The sequence below is a fragment of the Burkholderia stabilis genome (assembly GCF_001742165.1).
Lineage (GTDB): Bacteria > Pseudomonadota > Gammaproteobacteria > Burkholderiales > Burkholderiaceae > Burkholderia > Burkholderia stabilis.
Genome location: NZ_CP016443.1, coordinates 2,042,034 through 2,066,059, shown reverse-complemented (window position 1 = coordinate 2,066,059; position 24,026 = coordinate 2,042,034). Strand labels below are relative to the sequence as shown.

The following is a 24,026-nucleotide window of genomic DNA, read 5'->3' as shown; positions in this document are numbered from 1 at the left end:
GTGAGGGAAGGGTTACCCGCCAAGCGCGCCGCGGCTTTTCCACAGCAGCGCAAGAAAGAACGGTGCGCCGAGCAGCGCGGTCAGCACGCCAAGCGGAATTTCGGCCGGCGCGGCGATCGTGCGCGCGGCGAGATCGGCGGCCAGCGTCAGCAGCGCGCCGAGCAACGCGGCGCCGGGCAGCACGACCCGCTGATCGGGGCCGCAGGCGAGGCGCACGCAATGCGGCGCGACGAGTCCGATGAAGCCGATGATGCCGGCGCAGGATACGAGCGCGCCGACCGTCAGCGCGACCGCGACGAGCACGCGCCGCTTCAGCCGCTGAACAGGCACGCCGAGATGCAGCGCTTCGGTTTCGCCGAGCTGCAATGCGTTCAGCGCATCGCGTTCACGTGTGAGCAGCACGCAGCCGATCAGGACGCACGGCGCGACGGCCGCCAGCGCGGGCCATTGCGCGCCGCCGAGGCTGCCGAGGCTCCAGAAGGTCAGCGAGCGCAACTGCGCATCGTCGGCGACGAACGTGAGCAGGCCGATTGCCGCGCCCACCAGCGCGTTGATCGCGATCCCGGCGAGCAGCAGCAGCGGCAGCGCGAGCCGGCCGCGCGACGCGGCGAGCCGGTAGACGAGCGCCGCGACCGCGAGCGCGCCCGCGAACGCGGCGACGGGCAGCGCGGCCGCGCTCACGTGCGCGGCGAACAGTGCAGGGCCGAGCACGATCATCGTCGTCGCGCCGAGTGCCGCGCCGCTCGACACGCCGACGAGCCCCGGATCGGCGAGCGGATTGCGGAACAGCGCCTGCATCGCGGCGCCGGCCGCGCCGAAGCCGCCGCCGACCAGCAGCGCGAGCACGACGCGCGGCGCGCGGATGTCGAACAGCACCGCGCGCGCCTGCTGCGCGGCCGCATCGCCGCTCAACGCGGCCCAGGCTTGCGCGAGCGGAATGCGATACGCGCCGACGCACAGCGCGACGACGGACATCGCGCACACGAGGAACGCGAGCGCGGCCAGCGCGAAAGGCGCGAAGCGGCGCGACGTGCCGACGCGCGCCGCGCCGGTGCGCGATGCGTGCGACGACGCGGTGAAAGGCGAAGCATGAGCGGGCATCGAGGCAATCCGGAATCAGGCGAGCGCATCCGACAGGCGTCGGTGCAGGGTCGTGACGGCGAGCGGCAGGCGCGGGCCGAAGCCGAGCAGGAACAGCGCATCGAGCGACACGACGCGTTGCGCGCGGCCGGCCGGCGTCGCGCCGAAGCCGGGCGTGGCGAGCAGCGCGGCGCGCCCGCCGACGGCCGCGAGCCCTTCGTCGGAGATCAGCACGACGTCGGGTGCGGCGGCGGCGAGCGCTTCGGTCGTCAGCGGCTTGTAGTGATCGAAGCCCTGCATCGCATTGCGCGCGCCCGCGTAGCGGATCATCGCGTCGGCGGCCGTGCGCTGGCCGGCGACGAGCGCCTGGTTGCCGGTATGGTTCAGCACGAACAGCACGCGCGGCGGCTGTGCGCCGCCGGGCGCGCGCGCGGCGACCGCGTTGCGCGCGGCCTGCCAGTCGCGGTCGAAGCGTTGCAGCAAGGCCGCGCCCGCGTCGCGCACGTCGAGCGCCTGCGCGACGCCCGTGATCTTCGCGCGCACCGATTCGACGTCGTGGCGTTCGTCGAACGTCGTCACCGCGACGCCGGCGCTTTTCACCTGCGCGATCGCGGCGGGCGGGCCGGCTTCCGCCGACGCGAGCACGAGATCGGGCCGCAGCGACAGCAGCCCCTCGGCCGACAGCGCACGCTGATAGCCGACTTTCGGCAGCCGCTTCGCGGCATCGGGATACGTGCAGGTCGTGTCGGCGCCGACGAGCCGGTAGCTGCGCGTGTCGGCGCCGCCGAGCGCGAACGCGGTTTCCGCGAGCGCGCCGCCGATCACGACCACGCGCTTCGGCGCGGCCTGCGCGAGCACGCGGCCCGGCAGCGCGCCCGCGAGCGCGCCGGCCGCCGCCGCCAGCATCGCGCGGCGCCGCGGATCGAACGATCGCGCGCTCACCGTGCGTCTCCGCGTGCTGCGGGCGGCAGCGTCGCGACGAGCGCACGCCAGTCGTCGCGTTCGACTTTGCCGGGCTTGCGCTCGCCGAACAGCAGCGCGACATGGTCGCCCTGCCGGTCGAACAGTTCGAGCGACGTGACGATGCCGTCGCTCGTCGGTTTCTTCACGACCCACGCGGCGGCGATCAGGTCTTCGCGCACGTGCAGGTTGAAATCAGGGTCGAGCACGTTGATCCATGCGCCGACTTCGCGCACGTTCGCGACGGGGCCCGTATGGATCTGGATCATCCCCGCATTGCCGACGAACACCATGATCGGCTGGCCGCTTTGCGCGGCCTGCTGGAGCACGTGGCGCAGCGCATGCGCGGTTTCGACCGGATACGCGTATTGCGGATCGGCGAGGCGCAGCGCCTGCATGCGGCTCACGCCGAAGCGCTGCGTGATGCCGAAGAACTGGTGCGTGTCGGTCATCGCGTCCCACGCGGCGCGAAAGCCCGCGACGTCGATCTCGGTATCGGCGCGCTCGGGCGTCTTCGGCGCGGCGGCCGCGACGTCGAGGCCCGGTTCCTGCGACGGCGCGCGCCAGCGCTCGACGAACGCGTCGTACGCGGCGTGATCGCTGTGCGCGCGCAGGTAGACCTTGTGGATCGCGTGGCCCTGCGCGTCGAAGAACTGCAGGCTTTTCAGCGGGCCGTGCGCGGTCTCGTCGTGCACCGCGAATGCCGACACCCAGTGGCGATAGAAGATGCGCAGGTCGATCTCGCCGAGCGCGAGGCCGACGGGGCCGTCGTGGCTCATCTGCGCATATTCGCCGTCCTTTTCGTGGACCGCCGTGTCGTTGCGCGTGAGCGCCATCACGCGGCCGAGGCGCGGCATTTCCTCGAACATCGCCGGGAAGCGCGCGTCGAGCCGCACGACGTGCTCGCCGACGAACGCGGCGAGCGCTTCGCCTTCGCTGACGCCGAGCGCCTGAGCGACGTCGCGGTTGCGCAGCTGGCGCTCGCGCTTGAGCTTGATGAACGCGTCGCGCAGCGCGGCGGCCGCGCGGGCCGGCGTGGCCGGTTGACCGGGAAGGGCGGATTGCATCATGTCGGACTCCTTCGTGTAACGGTTGGGTAGGAAACGCGGGCGGCGCGCATCAGAAATCCACCTTCATGCTGACGGCGACCGTGCGTCCGGGCGAGGTATAGGCATCGAGCACCTGCGAATCGGACGCGATGCCGCGCACGTCCGACCAGTTCCAGTACTTGCGGTCGAACAGGTTGCGGATGCCGATCGTCGCGCTCACGTGCTTGTTGAAGCGGTAGCCGCCGCGCAGGTCGACGACGAACGACGACGGCGGCGTGAAGCATGCCTTGTTCGAACAGTCGGACTTGTCGACGTCCTTGTCGCGCTTGGCAGCCTGGAACAGCAGGTCGGTCTGCACGAACCAGCGCTCGCTCGGCTCGTAGCGCACGCCGAACACGGCCGAGAACGGGTTGACCGTGTTCAGCGGCTGGCTGGCCGCGCCGTCGTTCTGGGTCGAGCCCTTCGTGAACGCCATCGCCGTCTTCAGCGTGATGCCGTTCGGCATCACCCATTCGGCGCGGCCTTCGAGGCCGTGGATGCGCGCGTCGGCGAAGTTCACGTACTGGAATACGAACGGGTCGGCCGGCCGGCCGGCACCGGCGATCGTCGTGCGCGAAATGAAGTTGCGGTAGCGGCCCGTGAACGCGGCCGCGCTGTAGCGCACGACGCCGTAGCCCGTGCCGGCCTTGCCGCGCAGGCCCGCTTCGAACGTGTCGCTCGTCTCCGGCTTCAGGTTCGGGTTGCCGATCGACGTGTAGCCGTACACGGGGTTCGAGAAGCTGCTGTTCACCTGGTCGGGCGTCGGCGCGCGGAAGCCGTGCGCGTACTGCACGTACGGGATGACTGCGGGCGTGATCTCGTAGAGCACCGCGACGCGCGGCGACAGTTCGTTCGCGCTCGTCGACACGGCCTTGCCGGTGAACAGCGGATCGTTTTCCGTCGGGCTCAGCCGGTACGTGTCGAAGCGCAGGCCCGGTGTGACGAGCAGACGGCCGTAGCCGATCTGGTCTTGCACGAACGCGCCGAACAGCGTGTAGTCGGTGTCGGGGAACGCCTTGTTCGGGAACGCTTCGCCGACGCCCGGCACCGTGCCGTCGCGCCTGTTCGTCACGCGCGACAGGCTGCCGTCGACGCCATAGAGCAGTTTGTGCGCGAGCGGGCCGGTCGAGAAGCCGCTTTCGGCGAAGGCGGAGCCGCCGAACGTGCGCTCCTTGTACTGGTTGTCGCGCGAGCGCGATTTTAGCGGCGCGCCGCGTGTCTCGAACGCGTATTGATCCTGCTTCGCATCCTGGTAGTAGAACTGCACGTGCGCGGTCTGGAACCAGCGGAATGCGTCGTCGCGGAAGTCGTAGTCGATGCTGAAGCGGTTGCGCTCGAGCCGGTCGTTCGTCGTGAGGCCGAGCGTGGTCGGCGGGTTGATCGCGGACAGCACGTCGGTGCTCACGCGGCGCTGCACCGTTTCGGCGGTGAACTTGATCGTGTCGCGCGCGGTGGGCGTCAGCACGAGCTTGCCGAGCAGCGATTCCGAATAGACGTCCTGCGGGTTCGACGTCGTGCGCAGCGTGCTCGCGGTGTTGTTGCCGCCGCGCGTGTCGACCTCGTGGCCGCGCCGGCCGTCGGCGATGATCATCCCCTGCACGCGATCGTTGCCGCCTGCGGCCGACACGGTCGCGCCGATGCTGCGGTCGGCCGAGTCGTAGCTCGGCCGGAACGAGAAGTAGTAAGGCTTGTTGTAGATCGACAGCAGGTCGCGCGGGTCCTTCGTGATGAAGTTCACCGCGCCGGTCAGGCCGTCGCTGCCGTAGAGCGCCGAGGCCGGCCCGCGCAGGATTTCGATGCGCTTGAGCGTGTCGAGGTCGGCGTAGTCGCCGCGGCCCGCTTCGAGCGGGCCGAACGAAAATGCGTTCGGCAGGCGGATGCCGTCTTCCATCAGCAGCACGCGATTGCCTTCGAGGCCGCGGATGTTGATGCTCGAATCGCCGTCGCGGCCGCCGCCGAGCGCGGCGTTGCCGGGCCGGTACGCGGTGCGGCGCACCGTGATGCCCGGTTCGTAGCGCAGCGCGTCCTTGATGTTCGTCGCCTGCTGTTTCTCGAGATCCTCGGCGGTGATCACCGACACGGACGCCGCCGTGCGGCTCGCGGCGGTGGCCGTGCGGGTCGCCGTGACGGTGACGGGGTCGAGCAGCGCGTCGCCGCGCGTGGACGCGGCGAGGAGGACGGCAGGCGGCGTGGCGGCGCCTTGCGGCGATGAATCGGCGTAAGCCGGGGCGGCGGACAGGCCGAACGCGCCGAACAGCGCGGCGCAGATCGGCCGCCGCGCCAACGAATAGCAATGCACAGGTGGTCTCCCAGTGATGATGACAAGCCCGAAGGCTGGCTGGGTGACGCGTTCACCTGGCTGGCCCGTTCGCACGCGAAATGCGGCAAACGGCGAATTGAAAGGCAACTGACAACTTTACCAGTGTAAATGAGAATTATTATCAATACAAGAAGGAAAGCGCCGCGTGCGAGTGAGCGCTTACCTGCGCCGCCGGCGCGCGCCGCGCAGGGAAATTCGGGAGAAACCGGCGCTAAGCCATCGCTTCGATACGGATCAGCAGGTTGCGCGCATGCGAGATGAACGCATCGTGCGTCGCGCGATCGCCGTGGCCTTCGAGGCCCGCCTGTTCGGCGAACGCGATCTGTTCGGTGTAGAGATCGACGAGCGCACGTCGTTCGTCAAGGGGAAGCGCGCGGATCATCGACACGAGCAGCAGTTCCTGCGCGCGAAGCATGCCGGACAGCAATTGAACGTTCATGCCGACCTCCTCGGACGATGCGGCGGCGGGCCGCTCTTTCCATACTAGGCGGTCGGCGTACGCAGCGCAGGCGCGGTACGCGCGATGATGCGGAGAACGTGAGGCGACAGGGAAGCCGCGATCGCGGCGGTGTGCCGCGCGAGTCGAAACGCACCGCGCTTCGAAGCGCGGCGGGCAAAAATCAGCCGGCAGCCGTCGCGGCCTGTGCATCGCGCACGACCTGCGCGACGCGCTCGACGAATTCGGCATCGACGCTCGACAGCGCTTCGCGCTTGCCGTCGGGCATCTCGACCATCAGGCGATACGTGATGTCCTGCGTGGCCCACGCGAGATAACCGACGACGACGAGCATCACGCCGACGACGAGCGCGGCGCTCGATGCGCCGATGCCGCCTGCGATGGCGGCGGCCACGCCGATCAGCGAGATCAGCGACGGAACGAGGCGGTTCTTCGGAATCTTGACGACGTCGACCTGGCGGATGTCACGCAGTGCGAATACCTGCCCGGCGGCCGACAGGCCGTTGCGCGTGATCATGACGCCGCGTTCGTTGAATGCGTTTTCCATCGTGTGTTGCGTGGACGAAAACGCGCAGCGTAGCAGGTTTCGTTGTTGCGTCAAACGAGACCGACTGCCGCACGACGCGTGCGGCGCGGCCGAAACGGGGGAATCGGATGGACAGGGAGGGTGTTCAGAACTGCAGCCGGCCGTCGCCGTAAAGCCGGCCCGGCACGTGCGATGCGACGACCTCGGCGATCTCTTCGTCGGTCGATTCGGCCGGCACGATCTGGCGCCGCGCGGGCGCGTCGAGATGCATCGTCCATTCGACGAGACGATACGGGCGGCCCCAGGGGCGCTGCATTTCAACCGAGACGCGGCAGCTCTGGACCGGCAACGAATGTTGGCACGTCAGAATCGCGTGCAGATGGCTGAAAACGGTATCTTCGATCATCATGGCCTCCGATCCTCTCTTGTGGCAATCGATGGCGGCGCCGTCGTCATTTAAAAAAAAAGCCGCCGATGCTCAGGCGGCCAACAGGGGGGGTGAGAGCATCCTCTCAGCCCAGAATTAAGCGAAACTTAAAAGCACATAAAAAAGCGCCCCGCGTGGAGCGGGGCGCCTCTTGCCGTCGTGATCCGCGAGTTAAGCGAATGCTTTAGAACTTGTGACGGATACCGATACGCGCGGCGATCTGGTTCTTCGAACCCGTGCCCGACGTATTGAAGTAGCTCGTGCTCGAGCCGATCTGCGCTTGCACGCCCTTGCCCGATGCCTGCTGGTACACGACCAGGCCGTACACGTCCGTACGCTTGCTGAGTGCGTAGTCGGCGATACCGTTGACCTGGTTCCAGTGCCACGAGTTGCCGCTCTGCGTCGCGTTCGTGTACGTGTAGCCGAGGCCGCCCGACAGAGCCGGCGTGAACGCGTACTTCGCACCTGCTTCGTATGCGTTGTAGAACGTGCCGCCCGCGCCCGACACCGTCGAGAACTGCGTACGCGTCCACAGCAGCCATGCCGTTGCCGGGCCCCAGACGTAGCGGCCGCCGACGCCGTAGGTGCGCAGGTCGCGGACGTTGCCCGTGCTCAGGTTCGCGATCGACGTCGAGAATGCCGGCGTCGACTGGCTCGGGAAGCGGATGTCCGTGTACGCCGCGCCGACCGAGATCGGGCCGTTCGCGTAGTTCAGGCCGAAGCTGTATGCGCGCGACGAGCCTGCCGTCGTCGTCGTGCCCGACGTCGTTGCGGCTGCGCCTGCGAAGTCCGTCGAGTTCGAGAAGCCGTACAACGCACCGAACGTGAAGCCCGAGTAGTTCGCGCTCTGGAACTTCACTGCGTTGTTGATGCGGCTCGACGTGAGCTGGTCGATGTCGTTGACGTGGTACGCGTAGTTACCCGCGACCGTGTTGCCGCCCGTCGAGTAGTTCGAGCCGAGGATGTCGGTCGAGAACGAGTACTGGCGGCCGAACGTGACCGTGCCGTACTGCGACTGGCTCAGGCCGACGTAGGCCTGGCGACCGAAGATCGCACCACCCTGGCCGATCGTGCCGTTACCGCTGTTGAAGCCGTTTTCGAGCACGAAGATCGCCTTCAGGCCGCCACCGAGGTCTTCGGTGCCGCGCAGGCCCCAACGGCTGCCCTGGGCAACGCCGTCGTCGTACTTGAACAGCTTGCCCGTGCCGCCGTTGGCGGTCTTGCTGTGGTTCACGTAGCTGATACCGGCATCGATGACGCCGTACAGGGTCACGCTGCTTTGTGCGTGTGCCGTGCCGGCCGTTGCTGCCAGGGCGGCGATGGTCAACAGTTTCTTGTTCAAAGGATTCTCCGAGCGAATAAATGGCGTGTCCAGTTGCGGTTCCGGCGCTCTCTATGGGCGCTTTCACGGACCGGCGGCAACTTTATCGAGGGGCCACGTAATGAATATGACAGCGACTGTCATATGAAGAATGTGTGGCGTCGATGCGACATTAGGGCCTGCTTGCTTATGGAACGTGCATGCGTTGCCACGAGAACGGCCGCTCGCGAGGCGCGCGACGCCGCGAATACTGGCGTATTCGCAAGGAGCGCAACGCGGCGAGCGGCCGTTCTCGTGGCAACCCCAAATTTAAAAAAAACATTTCACGGGAAAGCCCGAAATCGCCCGCATGGCGGCGTCGCTCGTCGCTTGTTTGGCTTGGCCAAACGGCGCTCCTCACTTCTTGCCCTGCGAGCGATTTCGGGTTTTCGCATGTACGTTCCATAAGCAAGCAGGCCCTAAATTCTGCCCGGTTGCGCTATCGGGAGTTATACCGAATTCGGCTGTCGTTCGACCCGAAGCGGGAATATGCACATGAAATAAGCTTGGTTGGCGGTGTTCGGGCCCCATGCGACGATCCGTGCTCCAACAAACGACACGGGACAAGAGGACACCATGCGACGTTCGCTCCTGACCGGCCTCGGCGCACTCGCCGCGGCCCTCGCATTCGCGGCGCCCGGCGCGCACGCCGACCCGCAGACGCTGAAGATCGGCACGATGAGCGGCCCCGACGCGCAGATCTGGACCGAAGTGACGAAGGTGGCCGCCCGCGAAGGCCTCGCGATCAAGGTCATCGAATTCAACGATTACGTGCAGCCGAACGCGGCGCTCGACTCCGGCGATCTCGACGCGAACGGCTTCCAGCACCAGCCGTTCCTCGACAGCCAGATCAAGCAGCGCGGCTACAAGATCGTGAACGTCGGGCTCACCTATACGGCGCCGATGGGCTTCTATTCGAAGAAGATCAAGTCGCTGAAGGACTTGCCGGTGGGCGCGAAGGTCGGAATTCAGAACGATCCGTCGAACGGCAACCGCGCGCTGCTGCTGCTGCAGAAATACGGGGTGATCAAGCTGAAGCCGGGCGTTGGCACGAACGGCGTGAACGCGACGCCGCTCGACGTCGCCGAGAATCCGAAGAAGATCAAGATCGTCGAACTCGACTCCGCGCAGTTGCCGCGCGCGCTGCCGGACGTCGATGCCGCATCGATCAACACCGATTACGCGGTGAAGGCGGGGCTCACGCCGGTGAAGGATGCGATCGCGATCGAGGATCTGCGCGGGCCTTACGCGAACCTGATCGCGGTGCGCGCGCAGGACAAGGACAAGCCGTGGGTGAAGAAACTCGTCGCGGCCTATGAATCGGAAGACGTGCGCAAGTTCATCGACCAGAAGTTCAGCGGCGCGATCGTGCCGGCGTTCTGAACGCTCGAACGTGCTGCCGCCCGGATCGCCGGGCACCCTGGATAAAAAAATCGCCCGCGCAAGCGGGCGATTTCGTTGGTGCTTCGTCGGTGTTTCGCCGATGCGCGCCGTTGTGCGGCGCGCGGGGCCGATCGCTCAGGCCGACAGCAGCGAACCCGTGCGGATCGCGGTGGCGCCGGCAATCCGCGCGACTTCCATGCCGGCGGTCGCGAAGCGCACGATCTGGCGCGCGTACAGCACGCCCGACACGCTGCTCTTCAGCGTGACGACGCGATCGGTCAATGGATCGACGATGTCGGCCACTTCCTGGCCGGCTTCGATCATCGCGCCGACCGGCGTGCGGAACACGATCACGCCCGACACCGGCGCGACGAGCGGATCGGTGCCTGCGAGCGGCGTGGCAGGATGCGCGAGCGGCGGCAGCGGCGCAGGCGTGCCGTCGACGACGCCGCGCTCGGTCAGGTATTCGACGATCGCCTGTGCGTCCTTTTCGGCCAACTCGTACGACACGTCGCGCTCGCTGCGCAGTTCCACCGTGACGGAAATCGCGCCGTTCGGGATCGGGAAGCGATCGCCGAAGCGGTTGCGCAGATCCGACCAGCAGAAGCTGTGGATCTCGTCGAACGGGTTGCCGACCGAATTCAGCGCGAGCAGCGACGCCTGCGCGTCGAGATAGCGCGACAGCGGCTCGACGTCCGGCCACAGATCGGGATTCGTGTAGAGGTGCATCACCGCGTCGCTGTCGCAGTGCAGGTCGAGCACGATGTCGGCGTCGAACGACAGCTTCTGCAGCGCGAGGCGCTGCGAATCGAGCTCGGTGCGCGGTTTCTGCTCGTCGAGCGCTTCGCGCATCGCGGCGCGCACGGCGACGAGGTTGCGTTGCGCGTCGTTCGTCAGGTGGCCTTCGATACGCGGCAGCACGAGCGCCGCGAGATCGTAGAAATTGCGGTTGAAGTTCTGCATCGAGCCGAGCTCGAAGCGGCCGAGGTGATCGCCGAACACGTGTTGCGACAGGCCGATCGGGTTCGGCACGGGCACGATGACGACTTCGCCGCGCAGCTTGCCCGCGGTTTCGAGCGCGGCGATCTTGCGGCGCAGCAGCGTGGCGACCAGCATGCCGGGCAGTTCGTCCGCGTGCAGCGACGACTGGATGTAGACCTTCTTGCCGCCGCGCGGGCCGTAGTGGAAGCTCGTGATCTGGCGTTCGGTGCCGATGGCGGGGGAAATCAGCGGATGGGTCTGCGTTTGCATGATGAGGGGAGTGCGGCGCAGCCGCGAATGATCCGGTGTGCGTGGAAGATCGATTGTACGTTGCCTGACCAGCCGCCACCAAACCCGCACCGGATCACCCGGTTTTCCCTTGAGAATCATCAGGTTGGCAAGGAAAAAATAACCCCGCCGCTGCGCCGCGCGCAAAAAAAACGGGCTCCTTGCGGAGCCCGTTTGCACGGATGCGTATCGTGCGCTTACTTGCCGTAGACGTCGAAATCGAAGTACTTCTTCGCGATCTTCGCGTACGTGCCGTCCTTGCGCATGCCGGCGATCGCGCCGTCGATCTTCGCCTTCAGGTCGGTGTCTTCCTTGCGCAGGCCGATGCCGGCGCCTTCGCCGAGCGTCTTCGGATCGTCGAGATCCTTGCCGGCGAAATCGAAGCTCGCGCCGCGCGGCGTCTTCAGGAAGCCGATCTCGGCTTGCACCGCGTCCTGCAGCGCGCCGTCCAGACGGCCCGAGATCAGGTCGGCGTAGACCTGGTCCTGGTTCTGGTAAGGCACGACGTTCACGCCCTTCGAGGCCCAGTACGTTTTCGCGTAGGTTTCCTGGATCGTGCCCTGTTCGACGCCGACCGACTTGCCCTTCAGCGATTCGGCCGTCGGCATCAGGCCCGCGCCCTTCTTCGTCACGAGGCGCGTCGGCGTGTTGAACAGCTTCGCCGAGAACGCGATCTGTTCCTGACGCGCCGGCGTCATCGACATCGACGACAGCACGCCGTCGAACTTGCGGGCCTTCAGTGCCGGGATCATCCCGTCGAAGTCGTTTTCGATCCACACGCACTTCGCGTTCATGCGGCGGCAGATTTCATTGCCGAGATCGACGTCGAAACCGACGACCTTGCCGTCAGCGCCTTTCGATTCGAAAGGCGGGTAGCTTGCGTCGACGCCGAACCGCACGGTCGACCAGTCTTTCGCGTAGGCGCCGCCTGCCGATACGGCGAGCAGGGCAACGGTCACAGCCGCAAGAATCTTTTTCACTCGGTGACTCCTCGTTTTGTTCGATGGGTGCGCGGTTGTGCCGCGCCGTAAGCCTTCGGCCCGGCGCGGCTTCGCGTCGGACTGTCCGTTTCGCCCACCCGATGCGGGCGCGCGACGTGCGCAAGATTATCAAGACAAAATACCGGCAGGGCGCCTAGGACAAGCCCCGATACCGGGCCCGGCGGCGGCGCGCCGGGGAGCGCCGCCGTTTCACACACAGGAACGATTCAGCCGAGCGTTTCGTTGACCGCGCGCTGCAGGCACGTGACGAACTGCGACACGGCGGGCGTGGGCAGCAGGTCGCGCCGCGCGATGATCGACAGGTCGAAGCGCGGCATGCTTTCGTCGAGTTCGGCCGTGCGGATGCCGAGCGGCGCGACCATCGCGGCGAGCGGGCGCGTGAAGCAGCCGATCACGTCCGAGCGCGCGACGAGCCCGAGCGTCACCGCGAACGACATCGGCGAACGCAGCAGGCGCTTCGGCAGCGGCAGCCCGCGCGCCTCGAACATCCCGACCATCACGCTGTGCGGAAACTGCTCGGCGCCGACGGTGACGATCCACTCGGCGTCGAGCAGTTCCTCTAAACGGCGCGCATGCGCGAGCGGGTGGCCTTCGCGCATCACGACGGTGAACTCGGTCGACAGCAGCGGCGATTGCGTGAAATCGCGGTCGAGCGCGGGCACATGGTGCATCGCAGCGATGTCGAGCGTGCCGTTGCGCAACTGCGCGAGCGCGTCGGGCACCGTCACTTCCTCGAGATGCAGGCTCACGTTCGGCATCGACTGGCGAAATGCCGTGACCGCGTGCGGCAGCGCCGTCAGCGCGATCGACGGCATCGTGCCGACCGCGACGCGCCCCGACATCTCGCCTTTCACCTGCTCGACGGCCTCGACCGTGCGGCGGATGTCGCCGAGCAACTGCTCGGCGCGCGGCAGCAGCGCATGACCGCAGGCGGTCAGCTCGACGCCGCGCACGCTGCGCGCGAGCAGCTCCGCATTGAGCGCCGTTTCGAGTTCGCGGATCGTGTGCGTGATCGCGGGCTGCGTGACGCCGAGTTCGCGCGCGGCGGCGCGCAAGCTCTTGTGATGCGCGGCGGAGACGAACGCCTGGAGCTGCGCCATGTTCAGGGGGTTGCGGATGCGGGTCATCGGTCGGGTCCGGTTGCCGCGAAAGTGCGGCGTTGGCGGGTGGCGCAAGGCGGCGGATTTTGGTAGCGATCCTGATGATTGCGCGCGCACGGGCAGACGTGGCGGGTTCGACGCACCGGACGCCGATGCGCGGCGAACGTCATGCGCCGGACTGCGCGCGGAATGCATCACGATACCGCTGCGGCGACGTGCCGACGACACGCGCGATGGCTCGCACAGGCGGGCGGCGCTGTCGTGGCCGCGACGGCGATCGTCGTCGGCCGGGTCGTGGTCAAGCCGTTCCGATGCGCGGGCCTATGCAAGCGTCATTTCGACGGCCGCCAGCGTGCGGCGCCGGATCCAGCCGCTTCCCAGCCGGATCGCGAGCCAGTACGGCGTGAACAGGCAGCGCGTGCGTGCGGTCGGGCAGTGGATGAAGGTTTCGGTGCGCAGCACGTGCGCGCCGGAGGCGAGCCCGACGACTTCGAACCGGAGCACCAGCTTCGCGTCGCGCGGGTCGTCGTGACGCATGAAGGCCGTTGCGTCGGCGATCGCGCGCACGTCGGGCGTGGGGCGCCAGAAGCGCCCGACGAGGCCGAGCGACAGCGACCTGTCGTCGCGGTGCAGCAGCGTGAATGCGTGGAGGCCGAAGCGCTCGCGCTCGTTTCGCGCGAGGCCGTTGCGCAGCGTGCCGACGATCGTCGCCGGGATTTCGCGCACCGTCATCAGCGCGTCGATGACCGGATCGGCGCGCATGTCGAGCGACGCGACCGCGTCGATGATGCGGGCCGGCGGCGCGCCGATCGGCTGCGATTCGTGCACTTCGTGGAAGCCGAACGACGGGAGGAACGGCGGCTTGCGCGCCGAGGTCCGGGTGCTCGATTCGGAGACGATGCCGAGCGCGTTCATGGCGGCTCCTGAAGGCAAAAACGCGATCGTAGCATCGGGCGCGGTTTCGTGTCGCGCCGAAATCCGGTGGCTGCGCCGATCGTCGCGCACCAACAAAAAAAGCCTGGAAACTTGCGTTCCCAGGCTTGGAGACCATCAACGATGATGATGGTGGAGGAGACGTTGTCGTCCCGATGCGCGCCGTCCTTCTGCCGGCGACGTCGCGCATGTTCGCGGTCAGATGGCCCAGCCGCCGAGATAGAACGTGACGAGCACGGCCGCGATGAGCACGGTGCCGACGTTGAGCTTGCGGAACTCGCCGCTGGCGATGCGGCCGATCACGAGCGTCGAGAAGCCGAGCATGATGCCCGTCACGATGTTCGCGGTCAGCACGATGAACACCGCGCACACGAGGCCCGACATCGCGTCGACCATGTCGTCCATGTGCAGCTTGCTCACGCTGCCGAGCATCAGCAGGCCGACGTACATCAGCGCGGGGGCCGTGGCGTACGACGGCACGAGGCCCGCGAGCGGCGAGAAGAACATCACGACCAGGAACAGCAGGCCGACCACCGCTGCCGCGAGGCCCGTCTTCGCGCCGGCGGCCACGCCGACGCTCGATTCGATGTAGGCCGCTGCCGGTGCGCCGCCGAGGAAGCCCGAGAAGATCGAGCTGAGCGAATCGGCGGTCAGCGCACGGCCGCCGTTGATGATGCGGCCGTTTTCGTCGAGTTGGCCGGCCTGGCCCGCGACTGCGCGGATCGTGCCGGTCGCGTCGAACACGGCGGTCATCACCAGCGCCAGCACGCTCGGCAGCACGGCCATCGACAGCGCGCCCTTGATGTCCATCGCGCCGATCAGCGACGCATGGCCCGGTGCGCTCAGCGACGGCAGCGCGAAGATGCCGTGGTACTTCACGGCCGGATCGAACACGAGGCCGAACACCGAGATCGCGATCACGACGAGCAGGATGCCGCCCGGCACGCGACGCTTTTCCAGGCCGAAGATCGCGGCGAGGCCGACGACCGACATGATGACCGGGAACGCGGTGATCTGGCCGAGCGAGACCGGCAGGCCGGCGCCCGGGTTCTTGATCACGAGGCCGACGTCGTTCGACGCGATCAGCAGCAGGAACAGGCCGATGCCGATCCCGGTGCCGTGCGCGACGCCCGCGGGCAGGTTGCGCAGGATCCACGAACGCACGCCGGTGACCGAGATGCCCGTGAACACGAGGCCCATCAGGAACACGGCGCCGAGCGCGACCGTCGGATGCAGCCCCTTGCCGAGCACGAGGCCGAACGCGGTGAACGCGGTCAGCGAGATCGCGCAGCCGATCGCGATCGGCAGCTTGGCCCACAGGCCCATCAACAGCGAGCCGAAGGCGGTGGTGAGGCAGACGGCGACGAACACGGCGCTCGTGTCGAAGCCGGCCTTGCCGAACATGCCGGGGACGACGAACACGGAATAGACCATCGCGAGGAAGGTGGTCACGCCTGCGATGATTTCGCGGCGCTGCGTGCTGCCGCGCGACGAAATGCCGAAGTACCGGTCGATGACTCCCTTGGTGCCAAAGTCAGTTTCTTCCGCGCCGACGCCGACCGTCGGCTGCACCGGGGTATCACTCATGAGCTTGCTCCTTTATCAGCATGCTGAAACGGCCCGTAGCGAACCGTCGTCAGGGTGTCTCGTATCTAGTTGGGATTATTGGCAACGTCGTGGGGACGCATGCCGCGTGATTCGTGTCGTCGTGCGCGAATCGATGCGATCGCGAGCGAGCCGCGTGGTACGACGCGTTGTGTGGTCGACCCCGTCACGTGTGCTTTGCCGTAGCGAAGGTTAGGCGAACCGCTCATCACGTCCCATTGGGGGAGGAGCATGCAGCGCATGTCGCAGCGCTTATATCGGCGTGCGACGGGGCTCCGTCGTCACGGAACACGTGTATACGCCTAGTTCGAATCCGTTAAGGCGACTATTTGAATGCGGGGTCGGCGGGCGGGATTGAAGCGGGAGATGCATCGAATATTACAAATAACTTTCGTTGGGGCCGGGAAGGCCGGTGGAAAAGAGCGCGCCTGACGCGATTCGCGGTGGCGCGCAACCTGCATCCGGACGATAGGGCTACCGTGAGCATGCGCTTCTTGCGTGGCTCAGTGCGTCAACTCCGCGCGAGCTGTTCGAGATACGCGCAGAACATGTCGGCCATCGCGGCCGAGTAGGCGTCGATTTCGGCCGGCGTGCGCGCGGTTTCGGAGAACGCCTTGCCGCCTACTTTGAGCGTCGTCATGACCAGTTCACAGGCGAGCGCATGGACGGTGTCGGACACGTCGGGCAGCGCTTCGCGCATGAACACGCGGAAGACCCGATTGCCCTCGGCCTTCACTTCCTGCGCCTCGGGCACGTCGCGATAGAGCGGCGCGGCGTCGTCGAGTGCGATGCGCATGCTCGCCTCGTCGCATTCCGAACGGATGAATGCATGGACGGCGGTGCGCAGCCGCTCGGGCGGCGTTTTCCGCGTGTCTTGCAGTATCCCGCACAGCATCTCGGTCGTTTGCCGCCATTCGTCGTGCTGGAGCCGGAACAGCACGGCCGCCTTGTTCGGGAAGTACTGATACAGCGAGCCGACGCTCACGCCAGCCCGCTCGGCGACCCGCGCCATCGTGAAGCGCTGCGCGCCTTCGCTGGCCAAAACCTGAATAGCCGCCTGCAGCACGTCCTCGACGAGGCGGGTCGAGCGGGCCTGTTGAGGCAGCTTGCGCGTGGCGATCCGGGTGTTTCGAGGGTCGGTCATGGGCGGTTCGCCAATGCGAATAGTAAAACCTGAATAGTTCGTCATATTCTAATCGGGTGCCTAGACGCACTCAACCCGATACCGGAGATTCGCATGACCACCCTGACGCTCGACCCGCTTGGCCCCCTGCTGACGCGGCTGTTCGACGAAGCCGACGCCTTGTCGTCCGCGACGAACCCGGATTTCGCCGCCCTGTCGCGCGAAGAGCATGTGCGGTTGATGGGCAGCAAGACCGAGTACGCCGATTTCTACGCGCGGCTGAAGGACGATCCGCTTGCCGTATCGCGCGAGACGGGCGTGCTGCTGTATATGCTCGCGCGCGGCAGCGGCGTGCGGACGATCGTCGAATTCGGCACGTCGTTCGGCATTTCGACGCTGCATCTCGCGGCCGCGCTGCGCGACAACGGCGGCGGACGGCTCATCACGACCGAGTTCGAGCCGTCGAAGGCGGCAAGGGCGCGCGAGAACCTGGCGGCCGGCGGGCTGATCGATCTCGTCGAGATCCGCGAAGGCGACGCGTTGCGCACGCTGGCGGCCGATCTGCCCGAAACGGTCGATCTGGTGCTGCTCGACGGCGCGAAGGCGCTGTATCCCGAGGTGCTTGCGCTGGTCGAGCGCCGCCTGAGGCCCGGCGCGTTCATCGTTGCCGACAACGCGGAATACAGCCCCGAGTATCTCGCCTACGTGCGCGCGCCGGAAAACGGCTATCTGTCGGTGCCGTTCGGCGGCGACGTCGAGCTGTCGATGCGCACGCGCTGATACGTGCGCACGATGTCGTAGCCGGAACGACGGGGATGACGGTGCCGGGCATCCGATCGGTAAAGACAGGATCACTGATCAAATGAGCGGGGTTGGAGTCACCTGACGGCGGCGTCCGCGCTTTGCGACGCCACCGCCCGTTACTTCAGGAACACGTATCGCGCGAAATACGGAAAGCGACCGATCGCATGCTCGGTCGAACATGCGGCTTCCGGCGGGTTGCCGCCTGCGGTATCGAGCCGCTGCACGAAGCGCACGCCGGCGAGCGTGCCGGTGGCGGCCGGCGTCGCGGCGAGCAACAGTTGCGGAATGCTCCCCGGGTGCGCGCTGGGCGCTTCCGCGAGCTTCTTGCCGGTGATGCGGCTGCCGTCGAGCGTTTCCCACGACGGCCCCGCGCCGTGCCGGACCACGAGCGCACCGCTGGCGTCGAACAGCATCGCCTCGGGGCGCTGGAACGACCACATGAGCCGATGTTCGGCGTCGTATTCGCATGCATAGATCTGCACGCCGGTCGCGGTCGTGGACAGCACCGGCGTCGCGGGCCCGGGCGGTGAAAGGCTGGCGGCATCGTCGGCATGGGCCGGCACGATGCTGATTGCGAATGAAAGACCGGCCGCGATGGCCAGCAGCATGTCGCGTTTCGGGGAGCGGCTTGGCATGGCGGGGTGTCCTTGCAGGTCGGGAGACGATCGATGGTCGTGCGGAGTCTATCCCGTAAACGCTAGATGCCGATCCTGCAGGCCGCCATTCGGAAATGGCAATCGCGGCGATAGCCGCCGCGATTGCAGGGGGCGGATGCCGGGCAAGTGCAGCGGGCCGCGTGGTTGCCGTTACCCGGCAGCCCCCTGCGTTGTCGATTCCCGGCGTTCGTTCAGGCCGCGGCTTGCGCGAGCGTCGGATAGTCGGTCAGCCCCCGCGCGTCGCCGCCGAACAGCGTGTTGCGATCGTGCGGCGTGAGCGTGGCGCCGGTGCGCAGGCGCTCGGGCAGGTCGGGGTTCGCGACGAACGGGCGGCCGAATGCGACGAGGTCGGCCCAGCCGGCGGCGATCGCTTCGCGCGCGCGTTCGGCGGTGTACGCGCCGGCATAGATCAGCACGCCCTGATACGCGGCGCGCAGTTGCTGCTTGAATGCGACCGGCATCAGCGGCGCGTCGTCCCAGTCGGCTTCCGCGATATGCAGGTAGCCGACGCCGAGTTCGCCGAGCAGCTTCGCGGCGGCGAGGTAGGTCGTTTCCGGATCGGCGTCGACGCAGCCGTTCAGCGTGGTCAGCGGCGCGAGGCGAATGCCGACGCGCGATGCGTCGCCGGTGCCTTCGATCAGCGCCTGCGCGACTTCGCGCAGGAAGCGCAACCGGTTTTCCAGCGAGCCGCCGTAGGCGTCGGTGCGCGTGTTCGCGTTCGAGTCGATGAACTGGTTCACGAGGTATCCGTTTGCGCCGTGCAGCTCGACGCCGTCGAAGCCGGCTTCGATCGCGTGGCGCGCGGCGGCGCGGTACTGGCCGACGATCTCGCGGATTTCGTCGATCGTCAGCGCGCGCGGCTCGGAAGCCTGCACGAAGCCCGGCGTGCTGCCGTCCTCGCCGGCGACGAACACGTTCACGCCCTTCGCCTGGATCGGCGACGACGATACAGGCTGCCGGCCGCCGAGCAGGCTCGTGTGGCTCAAGCGACCGACGTGCCACAGCTGCGCGAAGATGCGGCCGTGCGCGGCATGCACGGCGTCCGTCACCTTGCGCCAGCCGGCGACTTGCGCGGGCGTGTGAATGCCGGGCGTCCACGCATAGCCCTTGCCGAGCGGCGCGATGTACGTGCCTTCGCTGACGATCAGGCCCGCGCTCGCGCGCTGCGCGTAATACGCGGCCATCAGTTCGTTGGCTTCGTCGCCGGGCTGGCTCGCGCGCGAACGCGTCATCGGCGGCATCACGATGCGGTTCGGCAGCGTCAGCGCGCCGAATCGCAGCGGTTGGAAAAGCGGGTCCTGGGTCATGATGATGTCCTGTCGGTGCCGCGGCCGGCTGGCCGCGGGCGGGTCAAATGTCGAATCGCGGGCGGCGCGTCAGTCCCACTTCGGCGCGAGGCCGGCCGGGTCGACTTCGCGGCCGTTGCGTTCGAGCGCGGCGATCTGCGCCATCTCTTCGTCGGTCAGGCGCAGCGTCTGCGCGAGCAGGTTGCTCGCGAGGTTTTCGCGCTTCGTCGACGACGGAATCACCGAGTAGCCGAGCTGCAGCGCCCAGGCGAGTGCGACCTGCGCGGGCGTCGCGTTGCGGCGTTGCGCGATTGCGCCGATCACCGGGTCGCCGAGCACCTTGCCGTACGCGAGCGTCATGTACGACGTCACGTGGATGCCTTCGCTCTGCAGGAACTCGACGAGCTTGCGGTTCTGCAGGTACGGGCTCAGTTCGATCTGATTCGTCGCGATCGCGTCCTTGCCGACGGCCGCGATCGCTTCCTTCGTCAGTGCGATGTTGAAGTTCGAGATGCCGATCTGGCGTGTGAGGCCCTTTGTCTTTGCCTCGGCGAGCGCGGTCATGAATGCGTCGATCGACACGCCGTTGCCCGGCGCCGGCCAGTGGATCAGCGTCAGGTCGACCTGGTCGGTGCGCAGCTTGCGCAGGCTCTCTTCGAGGCTCGGCGCGAGTTTTTCCGGCGCGTAGTGGTCGACCCAGATCTTGGTGGTCAGGAACAGGTCGTCGCGGCGCACGCCCGATGCGGCGATCGCTTCGCCGACTTCGGCTTCGTTGCCGTAGATCTGCGCGGTGTCGATCGCGCGGTAGCCGACTTCGAGGCCGTTGCGGACCGAGTCGATGACGACCTGGCCTTGCAGGCGGAAGGTGCCGAGGCCGAATGCGGGAATCTTGCTCATCGTGTGCTCCTGGGAGAGGTGGAACGGTTGCGGGTTGCGAGTCATTCTGGCGCTTGAGACTGATGAAATAAACGCCTTTAGAGGTCAAAAATATTTGATTTGAAATCAAATATCGAATGCGAATCGGGCTGGCCGCCGGCCGCTGCCGGCCTTACGCGGCGCGCGTTTGCGCATCGGCATTCGCATGGAATGCCGGCAGCACGTCCGAAGCGATCTCGGCCATCGTCTCGTCGAGCGGGCGGCGGTTGCGCCGGAAATGCAGGCCGATGTGCCGCACGCCCGCGTCGCGCATCGCCGCGAGTTCCTCGGTCAGCGCGATGCGTCCCGCGCGCGCGCCGAAGCGGTGCCGCTGCAGCGGTTCGTGCGGATCTTCCGCGAGATCGAGGTGGATGAAGCTCACGTACGGCTTGTCGCCGGCCACCGCGCGCCAGTTCGCGGCGCGCTGCGCGTGATCGGCCGGCGTGCCCGGATACGCGAGGCAGCCGTCCATGTGTTCGCCGATCCATGCGGGTGTTTGTTGCGCGAGCCCCGCGACGAGCAGCGGCACCGGCGAGCGGGCGGCGGGCAACACGTCGAGGCCGGGCGGCAGGTGAGCGCGCGCGCCGTCGCGCAGCAGCGCGATCTGGTCGCGGAAATTCGCGCCGCGCGAAGCGAAGTCACGGCCGAACAGCGGATATTCGACGGGCCGGTCGCCGCTCGCGACGCCGAGCAACAGGCGGCCGCCGCTCAGTTCCTGGATCGTCGCGGCCGATTTCAGCGTCAGCAGCGGCTCGCGCAGCGGCAGCACGACGGCCGCCGTGCCGAGCAGGATGTCGCGCGTGATGCCGGCGAGGTAGCCGAGATACGAGAACGTTTCGAACACCTGCGCGGCGTCGCCGAACGCCGGGTCGTACACCGGCACGTCGCGCACCCAGAGCGCGCGGAAGCCGAGCGTGTCGGCCAGTTGCGCGAGTTCCGCGTGGATTTCCAGGTCGGGCACGCCGGGGCGGCGGCCGTGATGCTGGCGCTTCGCGTCGCCGGCCGGCGACCAGTCGTTGTCGAGCGGCAGTTCGATGCCGACGCTGAAGCCGCCATTTGCGAGTGTGTCGAGTGAAGTGGACATGGTCATGCTCCGTTCAGACCGTGCGCAGGCTGCCTTCGAGGCGATAAAAATCGAGCGACGAAGCGGTGAAGAACGCGCGCGACGTGCCGGCGGCGAAATCGTCGATGTGCACGACCGTCGCGCGATCGGCTTCCTGCCACGAGATCGCGTAGGTGTCGCCGGCGACGTGCTGCCATGCGTACGCGACTTCACCCTTGGCGCCGGCGTACGCGCCTTCGGTGATTTCGTAGCGCATGCGCAGGCCGTCCTCGTCGTACGCGTTGAGCGCGGTGAGGCCGTCGTAACGGACTTCGAACGTCTTGCCCGCGAACGGCGGACGTTGGGTCGATGGGTTCATGCTGACTAGCTCCTGCAAGAAAGTGACGTTCAATGTGCGAGTTCGACGGGTTCGGCCGTGCGTTCCGGCAGCCCGTGGCGACGGTCGAGACGGCCGCTCAGCGCGGTGAGCGCGAATGCGCCGAGCGTGACGGCAGCGGCGATCCACGGCGTGTGGCCGAGGCCGACGTTCGCGACGATCAGGCCGCCGAGCGACGAGCCGCCGGCGACGCCGAGATTGAACGCGGCGATGTTGAAACCCGATGCGACGTCGGCGGCATCCGGCGCGAAGTGGCGCGCCTGCTTGACGACGTACACCTGCAGCCCCGGCACGTTGCCGAACGCGACCGCGCCCCACGCGAGCATCGTCAGCACCGCGAGCCATTTGACGTGGATCGTGAAGGTCAGCGCGAGCAGCACGATCGCGAGCAGCAGGAAGATCCGCTTGAGCGCCTTCACGGGGCCGACCGCGTCCGCGAGCTTGCCGCCCCACACGTTGCCGAACGCGACCGACACGCCGTAGCCGACGAGCACGAGGCTGACCTGCGACGGCGTGAAGCCGGCGATCTGTTCGAGCAGCGGCGCCATGTACGTGAACGCGATCAGCGAGCCGCCGTAACCGACGGCCGTCATCGCATAGACGAGCAGCAGGCGCGGTTGCGCGAGCACGCGGAGCTGGCGGGCGAGCGGCGCCGGCGGGGTCTGCGGCAACCCGCGCGGCACGAACGCGACCGCGCCGAGGAACGCGATGAGACCGAACAACGCGACGATCAGGAACGTCGCGCGCCAGCCGAAGTGCTGGCCGATGAAGGTGCCGAGCGGAATGCCGGCGACGAACGCGACGGTCATCCCGCTGAACATCGTCGCGATCGCGCTGGCAGCCTTCTCCTTCGGCACGAGCGTGGTCGCGATGATCGAGCCGACCGAGAAGAACACGCCGTGCGCGAGCCCGGTGAGGATGCGCGCGACGATCAGCGATTCGTAGCCCGGCGCCTGCCATGCGACGAGGTTGCCGACGGTGAACAGCGCCATCAGCGCGGCGAGCAGCGTCTTGCGCGGCACGCGGCCGGTGAGCGCGGTGAGCAGCGGCGCGCCGATGGCGACGCTCAGCGCGTACAGGCTGACGAGCAGGCCGGCCGACGGCAGGCTGACGCCGAGGTCGGCGCCGATCGTCGGAATCAGCCCGACGATCACGAATTCGGTGGTGCCGATGGCAAAGGCGCTGATGGTCAGCGCAAGCAGGGCGAGTGGCATGACGGGATCCTGGTTCCGGTAAGGAGGATCGCAGTCTGACGTCTTTACTTTTGCAGAAAAACTGGTCTATAAACCAAATTGTTTTGATTTCAATTCAACAATGAAGATCACGCTCGACGAACTCCAGGCCTTTGCCGCCGTGGTCGACACCGGCTCGATCACCGCTGCGGCCCAGCAGCTCGACCTCACCGTATCGGCCGCGAGCCGCACGCTCGCGCGGCTCGAGGAGAAGCTGAAGACCACGCTGCTGCGCCGGACCACGCGCCGGCTCGAACTGACCGAGGAAGGGCGCGCGTTCCTGCAGGATGCGCGCGCGATCATCGAGTCGGTCGAGAGCGCGGAAGAGCAGATGCTCGCGCGGCGCGAAATGCCGTCGGGGCGCCTGCGCGTCGATGCCGCGACGCCGTTCATGCTGCACGTGATCGTGCCGCTCGTGCGCGGCTATCGCGAACGCTTCCCGAAGGTCGAGCTGGAGCTGAACAGCAACGAAGGGATCATCGACCTGCTGGAGCGGCGCACCGACGTCGCGATCCGGATCGGCCGCCTGAAGGATTCGACGCTGCACAGCCGGAAGATCGGGACCAGCAGCCTGCGGATGCTGGCGAGCCCGGCCTATCTCGATGCGCACGGCCAGCCGCGCAAGGTCGAGGATCTCGGCAAGCACACGCTGATCGGCTTCACGCAGCCCGAATCGCTGAACGTGTGGCCGGTGCTCGGCCCGGACGGCGAGCCGTATCGGATCGAGCCGGACATCTGGTCGTCGAACGGCGAAACGGTCAGGCAACTCGCGCTGGAAGGGGCGGGCATCGCGTGCCTGTCGGATTTCATGACCGCGCAGGATCGCGAAAGCGGCCGGCTCACGCAGCTATTCGCGCGACAGACGCTGGACGTGCAGCAGCCGATTCATGCGGTGTACTACCGGAATACCGCGATTTCGTCGCGGATCGCGTCGTTCGTCGACTACCTGATCGAGGCGCTGGGCGGCGGCAGCAGCGGCACCGATACACCGGCGCGGCGCAAGGCCGTGTGGATGGCGCCGCAGTAGCGGCAGCGGGGAAAGCGGGGCGGGCGCGCCCCGTG

Annotated in this window: 23 protein-coding genes; 3 read left to right on the top strand and 20 right to left on the bottom strand. The window is 67.2% G+C overall.

The features are described 5' to 3' along the window. Positions 1-12: 12 nt before the first annotated feature. The 8 genes from BBJ41_RS27030 to BBJ41_RS26995 all read right to left on the bottom strand — a co-directional run bounded on the left by BBJ41_RS27030 (position 13) and on the right by BBJ41_RS26995 (position 8,200). Complete coding sequence (locus BBJ41_RS27030; protein WP_069749276.1) at positions 13-1,101, bottom strand: FecCD family ABC transporter permease; 1,089 nt, start codon at positions 1,099-1,101, stop codon at positions 13-15. 15 nt (positions 1,102-1,116) lie between these two features. Next, on the bottom strand, positions 1,117-1,986 hold the full coding sequence (locus BBJ41_RS27025) for a heme/hemin ABC transporter substrate-binding protein (protein ID WP_156814934.1): 870 nt from the start codon (positions 1,984-1,986) through the stop codon (positions 1,117-1,119). Positions 1,987-2,018: 32 nt separating this feature from the next. Further along, the gene (locus tag BBJ41_RS27020) at positions 2,019-3,110 is read right to left on the bottom strand and encodes a hemin-degrading factor (protein ID WP_069749274.1); all 1,092 of its coding nucleotides are present in this window, start codon (positions 3,108-3,110) and stop codon (positions 2,019-2,021) included. A 49-nt stretch (positions 3,111-3,159) separates the two neighbouring features. Continuing rightward, positions 3,160-5,427 (bottom strand): TonB-dependent hemoglobin/transferrin/lactoferrin family receptor, encoded by a 2,268-nt coding sequence (locus BBJ41_RS27015; protein ID WP_069749273.1) that lies wholly within the window; start codon positions 5,425-5,427, stop codon positions 3,160-3,162. 232 nt (positions 5,428-5,659) lie between these two features. Next, entirely contained in the window at positions 5,660-5,887 is a 228-nt protein-coding gene (locus BBJ41_RS27010) for a hypothetical protein (RefSeq protein ID WP_069749272.1), read from the bottom strand. A gap of 181 nt (positions 5,888-6,068) precedes the next feature. Next, the gene (locus BBJ41_RS27005; RefSeq protein ID WP_069749271.1) at positions 6,069-6,452 is read right to left on the bottom strand and encodes a DUF6232 family protein; all 384 of its coding nucleotides are present in this window, start codon (positions 6,450-6,452) and stop codon (positions 6,069-6,071) included. A 124-nt stretch (positions 6,453-6,576) separates the two neighbouring features. After that, the gene (locus tag BBJ41_RS27000; protein WP_011548992.1) at positions 6,577-6,837 is read right to left on the bottom strand and encodes a DUF2866 domain-containing protein; all 261 of its coding nucleotides are present in this window, start codon (positions 6,835-6,837) and stop codon (positions 6,577-6,579) included. Positions 6,838-7,042: 205 nt separating this feature from the next. Beyond that, positions 7,043-8,200, bottom strand: a complete 1,158-nt coding sequence (locus BBJ41_RS26995; RefSeq protein WP_069749270.1) for a porin — start codon at positions 8,198-8,200, stop codon at positions 7,043-7,045. A 594-nt stretch (positions 8,201-8,794) separates the two neighbouring features. Here BBJ41_RS26995 and BBJ41_RS26990 point away from each other — a divergent pair. After that, positions 8,795-9,601: a MetQ/NlpA family ABC transporter substrate-binding protein gene (locus tag BBJ41_RS26990; RefSeq protein WP_069749269.1), complete on the top strand. Its 807-nt coding sequence runs from the start codon at positions 8,795-8,797 to the stop codon at positions 9,599-9,601. A 135-nt stretch (positions 9,602-9,736) separates the two neighbouring features. On the opposite strand, the gene BBJ41_RS26985 is transcribed toward BBJ41_RS26990, so the two are convergent. The 6 genes from BBJ41_RS26985 to BBJ41_RS26960 form a co-directional block, all read right to left on the bottom strand. Beyond that, positions 9,737-10,852, bottom strand: a complete 1,116-nt coding sequence (locus tag BBJ41_RS26985; protein ID WP_069749268.1) for a succinylglutamate desuccinylase/aspartoacylase family protein — start codon at positions 10,850-10,852, stop codon at positions 9,737-9,739. Between the two features lie 215 nt (positions 10,853-11,067). After that, complete coding sequence (locus BBJ41_RS26980; RefSeq protein WP_069749267.1) at positions 11,068-11,850, bottom strand: ABC transporter substrate-binding protein; 783 nt, start codon at positions 11,848-11,850, stop codon at positions 11,068-11,070. Between the two features lie 227 nt (positions 11,851-12,077). Next, positions 12,078-12,998, bottom strand: a complete 921-nt coding sequence (locus BBJ41_RS26975) for a LysR substrate-binding domain-containing protein (RefSeq protein WP_069749266.1) — start codon at positions 12,996-12,998, stop codon at positions 12,078-12,080. Positions 12,999-13,292: 294 nt separating this feature from the next. Then, entirely contained in the window at positions 13,293-13,886 is a 594-nt protein-coding gene (locus tag BBJ41_RS26970) for a hypothetical protein (RefSeq protein ID WP_069749265.1), read from the bottom strand. 216 nt (positions 13,887-14,102) lie between these two features. Continuing rightward, positions 14,103-15,491, bottom strand: a complete 1,389-nt coding sequence (locus tag BBJ41_RS26965) for an NCS2 family permease (protein ID WP_069749264.1) — start codon at positions 15,489-15,491, stop codon at positions 14,103-14,105. 529 nt (positions 15,492-16,020) lie between these two features. Further along, positions 16,021-16,698 carry a TetR/AcrR family transcriptional regulator gene (locus tag BBJ41_RS26960; protein ID WP_069749263.1) on the bottom strand — a complete coding sequence of 226 codons (678 nt, stop codon included), beginning with the start codon at positions 16,696-16,698 and terminating at the stop codon, positions 16,021-16,023. A 48-nt stretch (positions 16,699-16,746) separates the two neighbouring features. Between BBJ41_RS26960 and BBJ41_RS26955 the strand changes: the two genes are divergently transcribed. Then, positions 16,747-17,412, top strand: coding sequence for an O-methyltransferase (locus BBJ41_RS26955; protein ID WP_069749262.1), 666 nt, complete (start codon positions 16,747-16,749; stop codon positions 17,410-17,412). A 140-nt stretch (positions 17,413-17,552) separates the two neighbouring features. On the opposite strand, the gene BBJ41_RS26950 is transcribed toward BBJ41_RS26955, so the two are convergent. From BBJ41_RS26950 to BBJ41_RS26925, 6 genes are all read right to left on the bottom strand, one after another. Next, on the bottom strand, positions 17,553-18,071 hold the full coding sequence (locus BBJ41_RS26950; protein ID WP_069749261.1) for a DUF3455 domain-containing protein: 519 nt from the start codon (positions 18,069-18,071) through the stop codon (positions 17,553-17,555). A gap of 212 nt (positions 18,072-18,283) precedes the next feature. Next, positions 18,284-19,399: an alkene reductase gene (locus BBJ41_RS26945; RefSeq protein WP_069749260.1), complete on the bottom strand. Its 1,116-nt coding sequence runs from the start codon at positions 19,397-19,399 to the stop codon at positions 18,284-18,286. A gap of 69 nt (positions 19,400-19,468) precedes the next feature. Then, positions 19,469-20,275, bottom strand: a complete 807-nt coding sequence (gene dkgB / locus BBJ41_RS26940; protein WP_069749259.1) for a 2,5-didehydrogluconate reductase DkgB — start codon at positions 20,273-20,275, stop codon at positions 19,469-19,471. Between the two features lie 151 nt (positions 20,276-20,426). Beyond that, on the bottom strand, positions 20,427-21,377 hold the full coding sequence (locus BBJ41_RS26935) for an LLM class oxidoreductase (RefSeq protein WP_069750394.1): 951 nt from the start codon (positions 21,375-21,377) through the stop codon (positions 20,427-20,429). Positions 21,378-21,390: 13 nt separating this feature from the next. Continuing rightward, positions 21,391-21,714 (bottom strand): MoaF-related domain-containing protein, encoded by a 324-nt coding sequence (locus BBJ41_RS26930; RefSeq protein ID WP_069749258.1) that lies wholly within the window; start codon positions 21,712-21,714, stop codon positions 21,391-21,393. A 29-nt stretch (positions 21,715-21,743) separates the two neighbouring features. Continuing rightward, complete coding sequence (locus BBJ41_RS26925) at positions 21,744-22,946, bottom strand: MFS transporter (protein WP_069749257.1); 1,203 nt, start codon at positions 22,944-22,946, stop codon at positions 21,744-21,746. A 100-nt stretch (positions 22,947-23,046) separates the two neighbouring features. Here BBJ41_RS26925 and BBJ41_RS26920 point away from each other — a divergent pair, with 100 nt between their 5' ends. Continuing rightward, on the top strand, positions 23,047-23,991 hold the full coding sequence (locus BBJ41_RS26920) for a LysR family transcriptional regulator (RefSeq protein WP_069749256.1): 945 nt from the start codon (positions 23,047-23,049) through the stop codon (positions 23,989-23,991). The last annotated feature ends 35 nt before the right edge of the window (positions 23,992-24,026 follow it).

Coding starts and splice junctions, on each gene's coding strand:
- BBJ41_RS26950 (WP_069749261.1), bottom strand. CDS start 18,071: ATGCCAAGCCGCTCCCCGAAACGCGACATGCTGCTGGCCATCGCGGCC.
- BBJ41_RS26965 (WP_069749264.1), bottom strand. CDS start 15,491: ATGAGTGATACCCCGGTGCAGCCGACGGTCGGCGTCGGCGCGGAAGAA.
- BBJ41_RS26930 (WP_069749258.1), bottom strand. CDS start 21,714: ATGAACCCATCGACCCAACGTCCGCCGTTCGCGGGCAAGACGTTCGAA.
- BBJ41_RS26925 (WP_069749257.1), bottom strand. CDS start 22,946: ATGCCACTCGCCCTGCTTGCGCTGACCATCAGCGCCTTTGCCATCGGC.
- BBJ41_RS27000 (WP_011548992.1), bottom strand. CDS start 6,837: ATGATCGAAGATACCGTTTTCAGCCATCTGCACGCGATTCTGACGTGC.
- BBJ41_RS26985 (WP_069749268.1), bottom strand. CDS start 10,852: ATGCAAACGCAGACCCATCCGCTGATTTCCCCCGCCATCGGCACCGAA.
- BBJ41_RS26975 (WP_069749266.1), bottom strand. CDS start 12,998: ATGACCCGCATCCGCAACCCCCTGAACATGGCGCAGCTCCAGGCGTTC.
- BBJ41_RS26935 (WP_069750394.1), bottom strand. CDS start 21,377: ATGTCCACTTCACTCGACACACTCGCAAATGGCGGCTTCAGCGTCGGC.
- dkgB (WP_069749259.1), bottom strand. CDS start 20,275: ATGAGCAAGATTCCCGCATTCGGCCTCGGCACCTTCCGCCTGCAAGGC.
- BBJ41_RS27020 (WP_069749274.1), bottom strand. CDS start 3,110: ATGATGCAATCCGCCCTTCCCGGTCAACCGGCCACGCCGGCCCGCGCG.
- BBJ41_RS27010 (WP_069749272.1), bottom strand. CDS start 5,887: ATGAACGTTCAATTGCTGTCCGGCATGCTTCGCGCGCAGGAACTGCTG.
- BBJ41_RS27030 (WP_069749276.1), bottom strand. CDS start 1,101: ATGCCCGCTCATGCTTCGCCTTTCACCGCGTCGTCGCACGCATCGCGC.
- BBJ41_RS26960 (WP_069749263.1), bottom strand. CDS start 16,698: ATGACGAACTATTCAGGTTTTACTATTCGCATTGGCGAACCGCCCATG.
- BBJ41_RS26990 (WP_069749269.1), top strand. CDS start 8,795: ATGCGACGTTCGCTCCTGACCGGCCTCGGCGCACTCGCCGCGGCCCTC.
- BBJ41_RS26970 (WP_069749265.1), bottom strand. CDS start 13,886: ATGAACGCGCTCGGCATCGTCTCCGAATCGAGCACCCGGACCTCGGCG.
- BBJ41_RS26920 (WP_069749256.1), top strand. CDS start 23,047: ATGAAGATCACGCTCGACGAACTCCAGGCCTTTGCCGCCGTGGTCGAC.
- BBJ41_RS27025 (WP_156814934.1), bottom strand. CDS start 1,986: ATGCTGGCGGCGGCGGCCGGCGCGCTCGCGGGCGCGCTGCCGGGCCGC.
- BBJ41_RS27005 (WP_069749271.1), bottom strand. CDS start 6,452: ATGGAAAACGCATTCAACGAACGCGGCGTCATGATCACGCGCAACGGC.
- BBJ41_RS26945 (WP_069749260.1), bottom strand. CDS start 19,399: ATGACCCAGGACCCGCTTTTCCAACCGCTGCGATTCGGCGCGCTGACG.
- BBJ41_RS26955 (WP_069749262.1), top strand. CDS start 16,747: ATGACCACCCTGACGCTCGACCCGCTTGGCCCCCTGCTGACGCGGCTG.